General features: G+C 68.7%; 10 protein-coding genes and 3 pseudogenes. 11 read left to right on the forward strand and 2 right to left on the reverse strand.

Translation table 11 applies throughout. From position 1 onward, the window contains the following. From RJ05_RS20100 to RJ05_RS20130, 8 genes and pseudogenes are all read left to right on the forward strand, one after another. Positions 1 to 284 (forward strand): annotated as a pseudogene (locus RJ05_RS20100) (glutathione S-transferase family protein); the annotation flags it as partial. Between the two features lie 160 nt (positions 285 to 444). Continuing rightward, a complete protein-coding gene (locus tag RJ05_RS20105; RefSeq protein WP_036539359.1) occupies positions 445 to 1,191 on the forward strand; it encodes a YbdD/YjiX family protein in 747 nt (248 codons plus the stop codon). A gap of 35 nt (positions 1,192 to 1,226) precedes the next feature. Then, positions 1,227 to 2,183: an ATP-binding cassette domain-containing protein gene (locus RJ05_RS20110; RefSeq protein WP_249040524.1), complete on the forward strand. Its 957-nt coding sequence runs from the start codon at positions 1,227 to 1,229 to the stop codon at positions 2,181 to 2,183. After that, positions 2,180 to 2,962, forward strand: a complete 783-nt coding sequence (locus RJ05_RS20115; RefSeq protein ID WP_036539363.1) for an ABC transporter permease — start codon at positions 2,180 to 2,182, stop codon at positions 2,960 to 2,962. Before RJ05_RS20110 ends, RJ05_RS20115 begins: the two co-directional genes overlap by 4 nt. Before the next feature lie 129 nt (positions 2,963 to 3,091). Beyond that, positions 3,092 to 4,330: pseudogene (locus tag RJ05_RS32915) on the forward strand (ABC transporter ATP-binding protein); the annotation flags it as partial. 240 nt (positions 4,331 to 4,570) lie between these two features. Continuing rightward, positions 4,571 to 7,007, forward strand: a pseudogene (locus RJ05_RS32920) (ABC transporter ATP-binding protein); the annotation flags it as partial. Between the two features lie 175 nt (positions 7,008 to 7,182). Further along, positions 7,183 to 10,932, forward strand: coding sequence for a multifunctional oxoglutarate decarboxylase/oxoglutarate dehydrogenase thiamine pyrophosphate-binding subunit/dihydrolipoyllysine-residue succinyltransferase subunit (locus RJ05_RS20125; protein WP_036539365.1), 3,750 nt, complete (start codon positions 7,183 to 7,185; stop codon positions 10,930 to 10,932). A 257-nt stretch (positions 10,933 to 11,189) separates the two neighbouring features. Continuing rightward, positions 11,190 to 12,299, forward strand: a complete 1,110-nt coding sequence (locus RJ05_RS20130) for a TIGR03617 family F420-dependent LLM class oxidoreductase (RefSeq protein ID WP_373365072.1) — start codon at positions 11,190 to 11,192, stop codon at positions 12,297 to 12,299. Here RJ05_RS20130 and RJ05_RS20135 read toward each other — a convergent pair. Together RJ05_RS20135 and RJ05_RS20140 are read right to left on the reverse strand one after the other, a co-directional pair. After that, a complete protein-coding gene (locus RJ05_RS20135; protein WP_036539366.1) occupies positions 12,253 to 12,492 on the reverse strand; it encodes a hypothetical protein in 240 nt (79 codons plus the stop codon). The two genes, RJ05_RS20130 and RJ05_RS20135, sit on opposite strands and share 47 nt — an antisense overlap. A 165-nt stretch (positions 12,493 to 12,657) precedes the next feature. Continuing rightward, positions 12,658 to 13,290, reverse strand: a complete 633-nt coding sequence (locus RJ05_RS20140; RefSeq protein WP_036539369.1) for a TetR/AcrR family transcriptional regulator — start codon at positions 13,288 to 13,290, stop codon at positions 12,658 to 12,660. A 90-nt stretch (positions 13,291 to 13,380) separates the two neighbouring features. Here RJ05_RS20140 and RJ05_RS20145 point away from each other — a divergent pair, with 90 nt between their 5' ends. The 3 genes from RJ05_RS20145 to RJ05_RS20155 are packed head-to-tail and all read left to right on the forward strand — an operon-like array spanning position 13,381 to position 16,681. Further along, on the forward strand, positions 13,381 to 14,925 hold the full coding sequence (locus RJ05_RS20145) for a flavin-containing monooxygenase (RefSeq protein WP_036539370.1): 1,545 nt from the start codon (positions 13,381 to 13,383) through the stop codon (positions 14,923 to 14,925). Next, on the forward strand, positions 14,922 to 15,752 hold the full coding sequence (locus RJ05_RS20150) for an SDR family NAD(P)-dependent oxidoreductase (RefSeq protein WP_036539373.1): 831 nt from the start codon (positions 14,922 to 14,924) through the stop codon (positions 15,750 to 15,752). The genes RJ05_RS20145 and RJ05_RS20150 overlap by 4 nt, the downstream gene beginning before the upstream one ends. A gap of 14 nt (positions 15,753 to 15,766) precedes the next feature. Then, positions 15,767 to 16,681 (forward strand): alpha/beta hydrolase, encoded by a 915-nt coding sequence (locus tag RJ05_RS20155; protein ID WP_036539375.1) that lies wholly within the window; start codon positions 15,767 to 15,769, stop codon positions 16,679 to 16,681. The last annotated feature ends 76 nt before the right edge of the window (positions 16,682 to 16,757 follow it).

Raw genomic sequence — 16,757 nt, forward strand, 5'->3', positions numbered from 1 at the left:
GCAGCAAGCTCACCGAGATGCCGGTGCTGTGGGCCTACGCCCGTGACCTGTATCAGACCCCCGGTTTCGGCGACACGGTCGATTTCGGGCAGATCAAAACCCACTACTACGTGGTGCACACCGACATCAATCCCACCCGCGTCGTGCCCAAGGGCCCCGATCTGTCGAACTGGCTGACCCCGCACGGCCGTGAGGCGCTGGGTGGCAGGCCCTTCGGCGACGGCACCCCGCCACCACCGCCGCCGCTGAGCGAGCGCGTGCCCGCACTGCGCGAGCCGCAGTAGGCCGAAGTCTCCCGACAGCGGTGCCGTGACCCGGCCCACCGTGCGGATCCGCGCGCCGTGGGGTCGGAACCTATGACAGCGGGTAATCCGTTGTCAGAACGAGCTGACGGCGCAGGTGCCCTACAGTTGCGCAGCAGAGGCCGAAGAGGAGGATGAGGCCGTGTTCACCAAGGCGTTCGAGAAAGCGGTGGTCGAGCTACTCGATACCGGATCCCGCCTGCAAGCCCCCGCGGTCGCCAAGTATGTGGCGCGGCTGCGACGCGCGCATCCGGACGAGACGCCGGCGCAGATCATCGAGCGGCTGGAAAAGCAGTACCTGCTCGCGGTGACCGGCAGCGGAAGCGCGGTCGGCGCCACAGCCGCGGTGCCAGGGGTCGGCACCCTCGCCGCGCTGGCCGCGGTCAGCGCCGAGACCACCTTCTTCATGGAAGCCTCCGCGGTGTTCACCCTTGCGGTCGCCTCGGTGCACGGGGTGCGGCCGCAGGACAAGGAGCAGCGGCGAGCGCTGGTGCTCGCGGTCGTGCTCGGCGATACCGGTATGGAGATCGTGCAGAAAAGCGTCGGCCATTCCGCCAAGAACTGGGGCACGGCGTTCGCGAACCGCATTCCCGGGCTGTCGGGCATGAACGAATCGCTGATCAAGCGGTTCATCGTCCGGTTCGTCACCAAACGCGCCGCGCTGATGGCGGGCAAGGTGGTGCCCGCGGGTATCGGCGCGGTCATCGGCGGGGCAGGCAACCGCGCGCTCGGCAAGGCCACGATCACCAACGCGCGCAAGGCCTTCGGTCCCGCACCGGCCCACTTCCCGGCCGACCAGCCGATGATCATCGACGCCGATCCGCTCACCGCGCTGGAATCCTCGCCGGTGGCCTCGGCCTACCCGCCGCCCCCGGCCGCCTCCCGGTGAGCGCCGCACGACCGCAGGCCTTCGCCGTCCGCGGAGTGACCAAGCGTTACGACCTGACCGAGGCCATCCGCGAGGTCAGTTTCACCGTCGCACCCGGCACCGTCGCCGCGTTGGTCGGCCCGGAGGACGCGGGCAAGACGACGGTGGTCGGCGTGCTGCTCGGGCTGCTCGAGCCCACCGCGGGCGCGGTGGAGGCGGGCGGATTCGATGTGAGTAACCGGCCCGACTACGCACCTGTGGTCGGCGGCGTGCTCGACCCGCGCGGGCTGCACCCCGGCCGCACCATCCGGGACCACCTGCGGATCTACGCCGCCGCGGCCGGCCTGCCGGACCGGCGGGTGCGTGAGGTCCTGGAGCAGACCGGGCTGACCGACTTCGCGGGTACCAAGCCCGACGGGCTCAGCCCAGGGCGTCAGCTGCGGGCCGCGATCGCGACCGCGCTGCTGCCGAACCCGCAGCTGCTGGTCCTCGACGATCCCACCCTGGAACTCGACAGCGTCGAACACGCCTGGCTGACCGATTTCCTGCGCGGGTACTCGGGCCGTGGCGGGAGCGCGCTGGTCACCGGACGCAGCCTGGCCGCGGTGTTGCCGTTCACCGACAGCATCGTCGTCCTGAGCGAGGGCTCGGTGGTGTACCAGGGCAGCCCGGCGCGGCTGCGGCGCAACAATCCCGACCGGCTGGTGGTGGCGACATCTTCGGCGATCGCGCTGGCCACGGCGCTGGCCGTGGCCGGGTACACCGATGCGGTCATCCGCCAGGACGGCAGACTCGCCGTCGCCGAGGCGAACCAGGACCAGATCCTGGCGATCGCCGGCGCGGCCGGAGTCCGCATCGACAGCATCGTCGCCGATCCCATCCACCCCGACCGGGTGCTGGCCTCACTCACTGCTGCGTCCCGTCAGCGGCCGGTGGTCACCGGTACCGCCGCACCGCCGCACCCCGCTCGACCTCCGCAACCGTCTCCGATGCCGTACGGGATTCCACGATGATCGACGTCCTGCCCGCGGACCTGCTGCCGGCGATCAACTCCGAACTGCGCAAGACCGCCACGCTGCGCTGGCCCCGGCTGCTCACCGCGCTGGTGGTGGCCATCGCCGTGGTGACGAGTTCGGTCACTGCAATCCTGTCCGGACCGGCCGACCCGGAAGGTGAACCGGCCACCGGCGCCGCGACCATCGGGCTGTACCTGGCATTGCTCGCGGTCGTGCTGGCGGTCGGCGGATACGGCGCGGCTGCCGCCGGCAGCGAGTTCCGCCACGACACCATGGCGATCACCGCGATGTTCACCCCCCACCGCGACCGGCTGGTCGGCGCCAAAATGCTGGTCACGGCCGCTGTCGCACTGGGTGCGGCGGTGCTGGTCGAGCTCGTCGCGCTGGGGTGCCTGTTCGCGTTCGGCAACGGCAAGTTCGAGATCACCGCGCAGTTGTTCGCCGTGCTCGGCGGCGGGCTGGTCGCGGCCGTGTGCTGGTCGCTGATCGGCACGGGCCTCGGGCTGTGGCTGCGTTCACCCGGCACCGGCGTGGCGCTGATGCTCGGCTGGCTGCTGGTGATCGAGCCACTGATCTGGCTGGTGAGCACCGGGCTCGGCATCGCGGGAGTCGCGACACTGCTGCCGGGATCGTCGACGGTGAGCACCCTGATGGTGGGCTCGTTTGCCGGTGCCGACCTGCTCGCACCGACGCCGGCGGCGATCGTGGTGCTGCTGCTGTGGACCATCGGCATCGGTGGCCTTGGCTGGTGGTCGGTGCGCTCGCGCGACCTGTGACGCAGGGCGTCGGTTCGCTCACGCTCGTCCTTCGACGGGAACAAGTGTCTGTCGGTGGGTGTCGTTATGGTCGATGGCACGAAGTGAGGGGTGGCTGACGGGGGGCTGGTTGTGGACGGATCGGCGCGGGTGAGCACAGTAGTCGTCGGGGGATCAGAAAGCGTGGTGCGGGCACCAGGCTGGATTCGGCGGCTGTGGCGGGAGAGCACACGGCATCGGCGGACCGTTGTCGGGATCACGGTCGCGGTGCTGGCGGGGGCGGCCGCCGAGATCGTCGCGCCACTGCTGACCAAGCGAGCCGTCGATGCGGCGGGCATCGGCGATACCGGGGTGATCGGAACCGTTGCCGCGCTCCTGGTGCTGCTCGCCCTCGGCCGGTTCCTCGCCTCCTTCGGGCGGCGGCTGCTGGCCGGACGACTGTCGCTGGATGTCCAGCATGCGCTGCGGGTGAATCTGCTCGGCTCGCTGCAACGACTCGACGGCGCCGGGCAGGACGCGATCCGGACCGGGCAGGTGGTGTCGCGGTCGATCACCGACCTGCAACTGGTGCAGGGCTTGCTGGCGATGGCGCCGCTGTCGGGGATGTCGCTGCTGCAATTCCTGCTCGCCGCGGCGGTGATGATGTGGCTGTCGCCGCTGCTGGCCACGGTCGCGCTGCTGGTAGTGCCCGCCGTCGCCGTGGTGGTGTACCGGATCCGGCCCAAGCTGTACGCGGCCACCTGGTCGGCGCAGCAGCGTGCGGCCGACCTCGCCCAGCACGTCGAGGAAACGGTCACCGGCGTCCGGGTGGTCAAGGGGTTCGGCCAGGAAGCGCGAATGGTCGACCGGCTGGAACGGCACGGACGCAAGCTGTTCGCCGAACGCATGCGTGCCGCCGCCATCAACTCCCGTTTCGCCCCGACCCTGGCGGCCATACCGCAGGCCGGCCTGGTCGGCGTGGTCGCCCTCGGCGGCGTGCTGGCCATGCGCGGCAGCATCGGCCTCGGCACCTTCCTCGCGTTCACCGCCTACGTCGCCACCATGACCACCACGGCACGCACCATGGCCTCGGTGGTGATCATGGCCCAGCTGACCAGGGCGGCCGCCGAACGCGTGTACCAGGTGATCGACGCCGCGCCCACCGTCGCCGATCCGGAGCATCCGCGGAACCTGCCGGACGGGCCGCTCGGCGTCGACATCGCGGCGCTCACCTTCGGATTCGATCCGGACCGGCCGGTACTGCGCGATCTCGACCTCACCGTCCGGCCGGGCGAAACGGTGGCGATCATCGGTCCCGCTGGCTCAGGCAAAACCACCCTGTCGCTGCTGCTGCCCCGGTTCTACGCACCGGACTCCGGCACGATCAGGTTGTTCTCCGCACCGGACACGGCAGCGCCCGAAGCGGGGATCGACGCCGGCGCTCCCCTCCCGAACCCGGTGCCGACGGCCGAGGGCGACGACCGCCACACCGGAGCACCCACGCCGACCGGCCATCCCGCACGGGCGGGCACCGGCCGCGAGGGGCCCGCCGCACATACCCACCAGCGCGGCGACAGCCAGGGCGACCGCCCGGCATCTGGATCGACGACCGGCGGGTCGGGCCGCATCTGCCCGGCCGATCCGCTGCCGGGCGACCCTGTCGACATCGCCCAACTCAGGGCAAGCGACCTGCGCGCTGCCATCGGCGTGGTCTTCGACGACCCGTTTCTGTTCTCCGACACGATCGCCGCGAATATCGCCCTCGGCAGCCCCGAGGCCACCGATGCCGAGATCCGGCAGGCGGCGAAAATGGCCGCGGCCGACGAGTTCATCAATGAGCTGCCCGACGGTTACGACACCGTGGTGGGCGAACGTGGACTCACCCTGTCCGGTGGCCAGCGCCAGCGCATCGCCTTGGCGCGGGCCCTGCTGGCCCGGCCGCGCATTCTGGTTCTCGACGACGCCACCTCGGCCGTCGATGCCGTCACCGAGGCCGCCATCTTCGATGCGCTGCCCGGTCGCGGCGAACGCACCACGATCATCCTGGCGCACCGCGAATCGACCCTCGCGCACGCCGACCGGGTGATCCGGCTGCCCGCGCCGGCCCATGCGCTACCGATCGCCGAACCCCTGGTTCCGGAGCCGCCACGCCGGACCCCGCGCGGCGCGGGCCGGGCCGCGGCCGCCGATCTGAGCGAGACGCCGGAGCTGCGGCGCACCATCGAACGGCTGCCACCGGCCACCGAGGAACCCGGGCTGGACGCCGCGCGGCTACGACAACCCGATCCCGGCTTCCGGCTGATCCGCTTGCTGTGGCCGGTGCGTGTCCTGGTGCTGACGGTCATGATCTTGCTGGCGGTGGAGGCGCTGATCGGGATCGGGTTCCCGCCGATCGTCCGGTACGCCATCGATGCAGGCGTCAGCGGCGACGATCCCGGGGCGCTCGCCCGAGCCGCGTTTCTCGGGACGGTATTGGTGCTGGCGGGCTGGATCGTTGCCGCGGCCACCACCACGCTGACCGCCCGCACCGGTGAGCGGGTGCTCTACGGGCTCCGGGTGCGCAGCTACGCCCATCTCCAGCGGCTGGGCCTGGACTATTACGAGCGGGAACTGTCCGGCCGGATCATGACTCGGATGACCACGGACGTAGGCCGCCTTGTCGACCTTCTTGCAGACCGGCGTCTCGACCGCACTGGTGAGCGCGCTCTCGCTGCTGGCCATCGCGGTGGCGCTGCTGGTCATCGATGCCTCGCTCGCGCTGGTGGTGCTGCTCGGCGTGCTGCCGCCGCTGGTGCTCGCGACGGTGATCTTCCGGCGGGTCTCCTCGGCGGCCTACACCATCTCGCGCGAACACGTCTCCACCGTCAACGCCGACTTCCAGGAGAACATCAGCGGCCTGCGCGCGGTGCAGGCCTACCGGCACGAACCGCTCGCGGCGCGGCGCTTCGCCGAATACTCCGAGCGTTACCGGCACAGCCGGATGCGCGCCCAGCGGGCGATCGCGTTGTACTTCGCGTTCATCTCGGCCTGGTCGGACCTGGCGCTGGCCATGGTGGTGTTCGTCGGAGCCCGCGAGATCGCCGGCGGCACCACCAGCGCGGGCACCCTCGTCGCGTTCGTGCTCTACCTGGAGCTGCTGTTCGGGCCGGTGCAACACCTGTCGCAGGTCTTCGACGGGTATCAGCAGGCCAAGGTGGGTCTGCGCCGGATCGGCGCGCTGCTGCGCACGGAATCCTCCATCGCCCCCGACTCCCCCGGCGCCGTCCCCATCACCGGCCGGCTCGACGGCGCCGTCCGCCTCGACCGGGTGCGCTTCGGCTACCCCGGCACCGAGAACCTCGCGCTCGACGATGTCTGCCTCGACATCCCGGCCGGTACGACGCTGGCGCTCGTCGGCGCCACCGGCGCGGGCAAATCGACCATCGTCAAGCTGCTGGCCCGTCTCTACGACCTACCGGCCGACGGCGCGGGTGCGGTCCGCGTCGACGAGGTCGACCTGCGCGACTACCGGCTCGCCGACTACCGGGCCCGCCTCGGCATCGTCCCGCAGGAACCTCACCTGTTCACCGGCGACGTCGCCAGCAACATTGCATTCGGGAAACCATCGGCGACCGCAGAACAGATCGCCGCGGCGGCCGCGGCGGTGGGCGCGACCGCCATGATCGACGCGCTCCCCCTCGGGATGGCCCAGCCGGTGGGTGAGCGCGGGCGCGGCCTTTCGGCCGGACAGCGGCAGCTGATCGCGCTCGCCCGGGCCGAACTGGTCGACCCAGACCTGCTGCTATTGGACGAGGCGACGGCAACCCTCGACCCGGATACCGAGCAATCGGTGCTGGTCGCGACGAAGACGCTGGCCCGCAACCGCACCACCGTGGTCGTCGCGCACCGGCTGGCGACGGCAGCGCGCGCCGATCGGATAGCCGTCGTCGACCACGGCCGGATCGTAGAAATCGGCGCGCACGAGCAATTGCTGGCGGCGGACGGGGCGTATGCCCGACTCTGGGCAGCGGCCGGAGAACGGGAGGGAATATTCTCAGCGGAAGACAGGTCGTCACCATGGAGGAGCGGCCTGTCCGCCGGTCGGTAGCACCGCCGATTCGGGGCTGGGCCTATCCTCGACAGAGGGCGCATCGGCGCGTATCCGCCGATCCCCGTGCCGGGCACGTCACAAACGTCGCAGCGCGAAGAACGAAATGAGGCGAACACCTGCTGTGAGCAGCTCAACTTCCCAGTTCGGACAGAACCAGTGGCTAGTCGACGAGATGTATCAGAAGTTCAAGAACGATCCGTCATCGGTCGACGAAAGTTGGCACGAGTTCCTCGCCGATTACACCCCCGACGCGTCCGGTGAGTCTCAGGCCGGTCAGCCGACGCCAGCGCAGGCCCCCGCCCCGGCACCCGCGCAGGCAGCGACGACCGCGCCGGTGAACTCGGCTCCGGCGCCCACCGCCGCCGCGCCCAAGCCTGCCGCCACGCCCAAGGCTGCCGCCGCGCCGAAGCCCCCGGCGCCGAAGCCCGCGGCCACGGCCCCGGCCGCCGCACCTGCCCCGCAGCAGGCGCGCGCCCCCAAGACCACCCCGGCGCCGACGTCCAACGCCGCGCCGACCGGCGGACCCAAGGCGGCCGCCCCGGCGGCCGACCAGACGAAGGTGCTGCGTGGTGCGGCAGCCGCGGTCGCCAAGAACATGTCCGCCTCGCTCAGCATCCCCACCGCGACCAGTGTCCGGGCCATCCCGGCCAAGCTGATGATCGACAATCGCCTGGTCATCAACAACCATCTGGCCCGCACCCGCGGCGGCAAGATCTCCTTCACCCACCTGCTCGGCTACGCCATCGTGCAGGCGGTCAAGGCTTTCCCGAACATGAACCGGCATTTCGCCGAGATCGACGGGAAGCCGAACTCGGTCACCCCCGCGCACACCAACCTCGGCCTCGCCATCGACCTGCCGGGCAAGGACGGTAACCGTTCGCTGGTCGTGGCCGCGATCAAGGGCTGCGAGGAGATGACCTTCGGGCAGTTCCACACCGCCTACGAAGACATCGTGCGCCGCGCCCGCGAGGGCAAGCTGACCGCCGAGGACTTCAGCGGCGTCACCATCTCGCTCACCAACCCCGGCACCATCGGCACCGTGCACTCGGTGCCACGGTTGATGGCGGGCCAGGGCGCGATCATCGGCGCCGGCGCCATGGAGTACCCGGCCGAATTCCAGGGCATGAGCGATGAGCGCATCGCCGAGATCGGCGTCGGCAAGCTGATGACGCTGACCTCGACCTACGACCACCGCATCATCCAGGGCGCCGAGTCCGGCGACTTCCTGCGCACCATCCACCAGCTGCTGATCTCCGACGAGTTCTACGACGAGATCTTCCACGGCCTCGGTGTGCCGTACGAGCCGGTGCGCTGGCGCAAGGACGTCAGGGAACGCGGTGTCGACAAGAGCACTCGCGTGCTCGAGATGATCGCCGCCTACCGCAACCGCGGCCACCTGATGGCCGACACCGACCCGCTGCGCCTGGTCAAGGACAAGTTCCGCAGCCACCCCGACCTCGACGTCACCCAGCACGGGTTGACCCTGTGGGACCTCGACCGCGAATTCAACGTCGGCGGCTTCCACGGCCAGGAGCGGATGAAGCTGCGCGATGTGCTGTCGGTGCTGCGCGACTCCTACTGCCGCCACGTCGGTGTCGAGTACACCCACATCCTGGAGACCGACCAGCTCGAGTGGATCCAGGAGCGGGTCGAGCAGAAGCACGTCAAGCCGACCGTCGCCCAGCAGAAGTACATCCTGAACCGGCTGAACGCGGCCGAGGCGTTCGAGACCTTCTTGCAGACCAAGTACGTCGGCCAGAAGCGGTTCTCGCTGGAGGGCGCCGAATCGGTCATCCCGATGATGGACGCGGTGATCGACCAGTGCGCCGAGCACAGCCTCGACGAGGTCGTCATCGGTATGCCGCACCGCGGCCGGCTCAATGTGCTGGCCAATATCGTCGGCAAGCCGTACTCGAAGATCTTCACCGAGTTCGAGGGCAACATGAACCCGGCGGCCACCCACGGCTCCGGCGACGTGAAGTACCACCTCGGCGCGCGCGGCACCTACCTGCAGATGTTCGGCGACAACGAGATCGAGGTCTCGCTGACCGCCAACCCCTCGCACCTCGAGGCGGTCGATCCGGTGCTCGAGGGCCTGGTCCGCGCCAAGCAGGACCTGCTGGACAAGGGCGACGGCCCCGAGGGCTTCTCGGTCATGCCGCTGATGCTGCACGGTGACGCCGCGTTCGCGGGCCAGGGCGTGGTCGCCGAGACGCTGAACCTGTCGGGTCTGCGCGGTTACCGTGTCGGCGGCACCATCCACATCGTGGTGAACAACCAGATCGGCTTCACCACCGCGCCGGAGAACAGCCGCTCCACCGAATACTCCACCGACATCGCGAAGTTCATCGGCGCGCCGATCTTCCACGTCAACGGTGACGACCCGGAGGCCTGCGACTGGGTCGCGCGCCTGGCGGTCGACTTCCGCCAGAAGTTCCGCAAGGACGTGGTCATCGACCTGATCTGCTACCGCCGTCGCGGCCACAACGAGGGCGACGACCCGTCGATGACGCAGCCGTACATGTACGACGTCATCGACACCAAGCGCTCGGTGCGCAAGAGCTACACCGAGAGCCTGATCGGCCGTGGCGACATCTCCATGAAAGAGGCCGAGGACGCGCTGCGCGACTACCAGGGCCAGCTGGAGCGCGTGTTCAACGAGGTCCGCGAACTGGAGAAATACACGCCGGAGCCCAGTGAATCGGTCGAGGACGATCAGAAGGTGCCCGCGACGGTGCAGACCGCCGTGGACAAGTCGGTGCTGCAACGCATCGGCGACGCGTTCCTCAATGTGCCCGAGGGCTTCAACGTGCACCCGCGTGTCAAGCCGGTGCTGGAGAAGCGGCGGGAGATGGCCTACGAGGGCAAGGTCGACTGGGCCTTCGCCGAGCTGCTGGCCTTCGGCACGCTCATCGACGAGGGTCGCGCGGTGCGGTTGACCGGTCAGGACTCCCGTCGCGGCACGTTCACCCAGCGTCACGCGGTGATCATCGACCGCAAGACCGCCGAGGAGTACACCCCGCTGCACAACATCGGGTCGACCAACCCGGGCTGGTTCGCTGTGCACGACTCGGCACTGAGCGAATTCGCCGCCGTCGGCTTCGAATACGGCTACTCGCTGGGCAATCCGGACGCGCTGGTGCTCTGGGAGGCGCAGTTCGGTGACTTCGTCAACGGCGCGCAGTCCATCATCGACGAGTTCATCTCCTCCGGTGAGGCCAAGTGGGGTCAGCTGTCGGAGGTCGTGCTGCTGCTGCCGCACGGTCACGAGGGTCAGGGACCGGACCACACCTCCGGCCGCATCGAGCGCTTCCTGCAGCTGTGCGCGGAGGGTTCGATGACGGTGGCGGTGCCGTCCACCCCGGCCAACTACTTCCACCTGCTGCGCCGCCATGCCCTCGACGGCATCCGCCGTCCGCTGATCGTCTTCACCCCGAAGTCGATGCTGCGCAACAAGGCCGTGGTCAGCGATCTGAAGGACTTCACCGAGAGCAAGTTCCACTCGGTGTTCGACGAGCCCACCTACGAGCAGGGCATCGGCGACCGCGGCAAGGTCAAGCGCATCCTGCTGACCAGCGGCAAGCTCTACTACGAGCTGGCCGCCGCCAAGGCCAAGCAGAAGCGCGATGACGTCGCGATCGTGCGCATCGAGCAGCTCTACCCGATGCCGAAGTTCCGGCTGAACGAGGCGCTGGCCGGTTACCCGAACGCCACCGACATCGCATGGGTGCAGGAGGAGCCGGCCAACCAGGGTGCGTGGCCGTTCTTCGGCCTGAACCTGCCCGAGTTGCTGCCGGAGCGTTTCGGCAAGCTGCGCCGGATCTCGCGACGTGCCATGTCGGCGCCGTCCTCGGGTTCGAGCAAGGTGCACGCGGTCGAGCAGGCCGAGATCATCGCTGAGGCCTTCGAGCCGATCGCCTGATCACCGGAACGTGGCCGACGCCGGGTCCCGGATTCGCTCTCTCGCAGAGTGTTTCCGGCCCGGCGTCGGGCGTTTACGGGTGAGTCCGCCGACAAAGTTTCCTGCGCCGGTTACGCGACCGGCTGATACGCCATCGCGCGCGCCTTACTCGGGCTTCCTGTCCGCGCAGACCGTTGTCGCCCGATGGCTCGGGGATCGCAGCCGGTCGCCGGCATCTGCGCGATCGAAGCGCCCATTCGCCCGTCCGGACCGCAGCCGTGCGGTTGGATGAGCTGGTGCTGCTCGATCTCCAATTGGATGCGCGCCCGGACCGATCGGTCGAACGTGCCCGTGCGCTCGTCGACGCCGGTGCCGCCGGCTTGTTCACCTTCGAGGGCCCACACGACGTGATGCTGCCGCTCGCGGCGGTAGCCGGGCAGGTCGAGACCGACCTGATGACCAATGTCGCGATCGCCATGCCGCGCAGTCCGATGCATCTGGCCCATGCGGCGTGGGATCTGCAAGTGATGTCGCGCGGGCGTTTCCGGCTCGGTCTCGGCTCGCAGATCCGACCGCATATCGAGAAACGTTACGGCGCCACGTGGTCGGCGCCTGCGGCGCGGATGCGTGAGATCGTGCTCGCCGTCCGCGCGATCCTGAACTCCTGGCAGGATGGCACCCCGCTCGATTTCCGCGGCGAACACACCCGTCATACCCTCATGCCGAAAACCTTCGTCCCCGGCCCCAACCCCTACGGCCCGCCGCCGGTCCTGCTCGGCGCCCTCGGCCCGCTGATGACCCGCACCGCCGCCGAGGTCGCCGACGGCCTGTTGGTCATGCCGTTCCACTCCCACCGCCACTTCCGCGAACGCGCCCTGCCCGCGGTCGCCGAAGGCCTGAAACGCGCGGGCCGCAACGACTTCCCGATCTACCCGCAGGCCATCGTCGCCATGGGCCGCACCGACGCGGACATGGCCGCCGCCTCCTTCGGCGTTCGCGGCCTGCTGGCCTTCTACGCCTCCACTCCCGCCTACCGCCCCGTCCTCGACATCGAAGGCTGGGGCGAGCTGCAACCCGAGCTCAACGCCCTCTCCAAGACCGGCGACATCATGAGCATGGTCGACCGCATCTGCGAGGACATGCTCGCGACCATCGCCGTGCGTGGCACGCCCGAAGAGTGCGCCGAGGAGATCGCGCGCCGTTTCGGCGATGTCGCGGAGCGGGTGTGCTGCTACTTCCCCGGTTACGGCCGATCGACGATATCGGCGCTCTCGCGCAAGCCCTACGCCGAGTGGGTCCGGCCCGGAAGCCCTGCCCGGATCCACCCGGCGGTGATCAGGCTCAGGGCAGGTAGCAGGTGGGCGGCGAGTTCTCATGAGAGCCGGTGACGCCCCCGCTGAGCGCACACAGCAGCGCCTTCAGCAGCGGAGTGGCCGAACCGGAACTCGACCCCGTCGACTCCGACACGGGGGCAGCCGAACCGGGCCGATGCGTCGGCTCGGCCGCGGACTGCCCGGCGGCGCCGACCAGCACGGCCACGGAAACCGCGGCTACAGCAGCGGAGTTGGCGATGATTCGCATTCTTCGACAGGTCCTTTCACCAGAAGGCCTCCACCGCTGCCGCACCAGCCGCGGTGCGATGCTCCTGAGCGGAGTACGAGGCCGGATTCAAGCTAGTCGCGACCGGGCGGCAGCGAACGCCCCCGCTTCTGTCGGCATGACTTCTGCGGGCAGGCACCGATCCGCTCAGGCGCGCAACGCCGCGGCCAGAGCTGGGTTCACGGCCATGGACAGCGCCAGCAGGGATTCGACCAGAAGGTCGATGAGGTCATCCCGGGCGATGGTCTCATTGCGCAACCACGACAGGGTGGATTCCTCGGTGAAGGCGATCCAGCCGCGCACGGCCAAGACCAAGCGGGGGTGGTCGCGTTCCTCGGCAGACATGGGGACCTGGGTGAGGATGATATCGACGATGGCGTTGCGGGTCTGTTCGACGAGGGCGACCAGATCGGGGCTGGAGCTGGCGGGCCCGCGCAATAGCGCCAGGTACGAGGTGCGGTTCTCGCTCACGTAGTCGATGTAGCGGCTCACCGAATCGCGCAGCATGTCGAACAGGCCGAGTTCCGGATCCGGTGCGACCCGCATCAGCAGTTCGGCGTTGGCGTGGCGCACGACCTCGAGCTGGAAGTCCTGCTTGGTGGGGAAATAGTGGAACAGCAGGCCGCGAGAAATCCCTGCCATGGCAGCGATTTCGCTGATCGAAATATCCTCGATGGCGCGCTCACCCAGCATCTTGACGCCGAGCTCGATCAACTGTGCGCGCCGCTGGTCCGGGCTCAGCCGGACACGCTTGGCGGTTTCTCCCGGACTCGTGCTCACGCGACCATCCTACTGAACGAGGGTCAATACTATTGACTGTGATTCAACAGAGCTGTTGACTGCTACTCAATAGGGCTCTAGTCTGAGTATATGAGTCGCAAGGTTATAGACAAAGCTGTCGCTAACCAGCCCACCCGCCATCTGCGGACGATCATCATCGGCAGCGGGTTCGCCGGCCTCGGCCTGGCCATCCGGCTGAGCCAACAGGGACGCCAGGATTTCCTGGTCCTGGAACGCGGCAACGACGTCGGCGGCACCTGGCGCGACAACACCTACCCGGGCGCCGCGTGCGACGTGCCCTCGCACCTGTACTCGTACTCCTTCGCGCTCAACCCGAACTGGTCGCGCTCGTTCTCCCGGCAGGGCGAGATCCAGTCCTACATCCAGGGCGTGGCCAAGAAGTACAACGTGCTCGACAAGCACATCTTCGACTGCGATGTCACCGGCGCGCGCTGGGACAACGAGACCGCGCGCTGGGAGATCACCTCCTCGCAGGGCAACTTCACCGCCGACACGGTGGTCTCCGCGGTGGGCGCGCTGTGCGAACCGAATCTGCCCGATATCAAGGGCATCAACAGCTTCGAGGGCGAGATCTTCCACTCCGCCCGCTGGAACCACGACGCCGACCTCACCGGCAAGCGGGTGGCCATCATCGGCACCGGCGCCTCGGCGATTCAGATCGTGCCCGCCATCGCGCCGAAGGTCGGCCACCTCGACGTCTATCAGCGCACCGCGCCGTGGCTGCTGCCCCGGCTGGACCGGCCGTACCTGAAGGCCGAGCGGCTGGCGTTCAAGTACATCCCGGGCGTGCAGCGCCTGTCCCGTGCCGCGATCTACGCCGCCCGCGAGACCCAGGTCGTCGGCCTGGCCAAGTTCCCGGCCCTGATGCAGGGCTTCGAGCTGCTGGCCAAGGCCAAGCTGCGCTACGAGATCCGCGATCCCGAGCTGCGGGCCAAGGTCACCCCGGACTTCCGCATCGGCTGCAAGCGCATGCTGATCTCCAACGACTACTACCCGGCGCTGGACCGCGACAACGTCGACGTGGTCACCGACGGTATCGCCGAGATCCGCCCGAACTCGATCGTCACCAAGGACGGCACCGAACGCGAGATCGACGCGCTGATCGTGGCCACCGGCTTCCACGTCACCGATTCGCCGACCTACGAGACCATCCACGGCCGCGACGGCCGCAGCCTGACCGAGGTCTTCGACGAGATCGGCCAGCAGGGCTACAAGGGTTCCTCGATCGCGAACTTCCCCAACATGTTCTTCCTGCTCGGCCCGAACGTCGGCCTCGGCCACACCTCGATGGTGTACATGATCGAATCGCAGATCAACTACATCGCCGACGCGCTGGCCACCATCGACAAGCAGGAGCTGCGCACCGTCGAGGTGCGCCGCGAGGTGCAGGACCGCTACAACGCCGAGTTGCAGAAGAAGCTGGCCAAGAGCGTCTGGCTGACCGGCGGCTGCTCCAGCTGGTACCTGGACAAGCACGGCAACAACACCACGCTGTGGCCCGACTTCACCTTCGAATTCCGTAGGCTCACCAAGCAATTCGACGTCGAGGCCTACGAAACGACGACCGACGACGACAACTCTCGCCCTGACCTGAAAGTGGTGGCAGCCCAGTGAGCAAAGACGCTTACTTCCGTAACAAGGTATGTGTGATCACCGGTGCCGGTTCCGGTATCGGACGCGCGCTGGCCCTCGATCTGGCCCGCCGCGGCGCCAAGCTGGCGCTGTCGGACATCGACACCGACGGGCTCGCCGAGACCACCCGCCTGGTCGAACAGCTCGGCGCGCAGGTGAAATCGGATCGGCTCAATGTGGCCGAGCGCGAAGCGGTGCTGCTCTACGCCGACGCGGTCAAGGAGCATTTCGGCGTCGTGCACCAGGTGTACAACAACGCCGGCATCGCCCACCACGGCGATGTGGTCAAGACCGAGTTCAAGGACTTCGACCGGGTCATGGACGTCGACTTCTGGGGCGTCGTCAACGGCACCAAGGCATTCCTGCCGTACCTGATCGAATCCGGCGAGGGCCACGTGGTGAACGTGTCCAGCCTCTTCGGCCTCATCTCGGTGCCCGGCCAGAGTGCCTACAACTCGGCGAAGTTCGCCGTCCGCGGCTTCACCGAGGCGCTGCGCCAGGAGATGATCGTGGCCAAGACGCCGGTCGAGGTGACCTGTGTGCATCCCGGCGGCATCAAGACCGCGGTGGCCCGCAACGCCACCTACGCCGAGGGCATCGACGGCAAGAACGCCAGCTCGATGTTCGACAAGTACCTGGCCATCCACTCCCCGGAGATGGCGGCCAAGACCATCACCGAGGGTGTGCGCCGCAAGCACGGCCGGGTATTGATCGGCTGGGAAGCCAAGTTCCTCGACCTGTACGTGCGGGTCCTGGCGTCGGGCTACCAGCGCATCTCGGCCACGGTCGAGCGCCGGTTCCTGCCCTGAACCGGGACCGACCGATGCGTGATATCGCCATTCCCCTGCCACTGGCGCGCACGATCCTGAGCCCGGTCTACCGGGCCACGCTCAACGATCGGCTGCCGTGGACGATGCAACGGCTGCTGCTCGACGCGGGCTCGCGTTTGCAGCCCGCACCCGCGGGCACCCGGATCGAGCGGATCCAGCTCGCCGGGCGGCCCGCGGACCGGTTCACCACGACCACCTCCGGCGACGGCGCCGTGCTCTACCTGCACGGCGGCGGCTACGCGGTCGGTTCGCTGGCCACCCACCGGTCGCTGACGGCCCGGCTGGCACACGAAACCGATTGCGCGGTCTACTCGCTGGACTACCGGCTCGCACCCGAGCATCCGTTCCCGGCCGGCCTCGACGACGCCGAGGCCGCGTTCCTGGAACTCGTCGACGCGCACGGCTACTCCCCCGGCCAGATCGCCATCTCCGGCGATTCGGCCGGCGGCGGCCTGGCCATGGCCACCGCGCAGCGGCTGATCGCGCGGCACGGCTACACCCCGGCCGCGCTCGGGCTGATCGCCCCGTGGACCGATCCGAACGAAATCCCGGACCGGCACCGCGATCTGGTGATCAGCAAGCCGTGGTCGCGCGCCTGCGCCGCGGCCTATCTGGGTGCCGGGGACAACACCGATCCCGGGTACGCACCTCTGCTCGGTGAGCTGCGCGGGCTGCCGCCGACCTATGTCCAGGTCGACGTCAGCGAGCTGCTGCACCCGCAGTGCGTGCGGTTGGCGGCGGCGCTGCGGCAAGCCGGCGTCACGGTCGCTTTCACCGAGAGCCGCGGCCTCTGGCATGTGGCACAGCTACAGGCCGCGCTGGTCGGCCCCGCCTCGGCGGTGCTGCGGGAGATGGCCGAGTTCTTGGCCGAAGCCATACGCCCGGCGCATATCCGCGATCTAGGATGATCCCGCTTCGGTCCGTATCCGCTCGTCACTGAGCGGATACGGACCTATTTGCGGTGGTCGACGTCACGGCCGCGGT

The sequence above is a fragment of the Nocardia cyriacigeorgica NBRC 100375 genome (genome assembly GCF_000308555.1).
Lineage (GTDB): Bacteria > Actinomycetota > Actinomycetes > Mycobacteriales > Mycobacteriaceae > Nocardia > Nocardia cyriacigeorgica.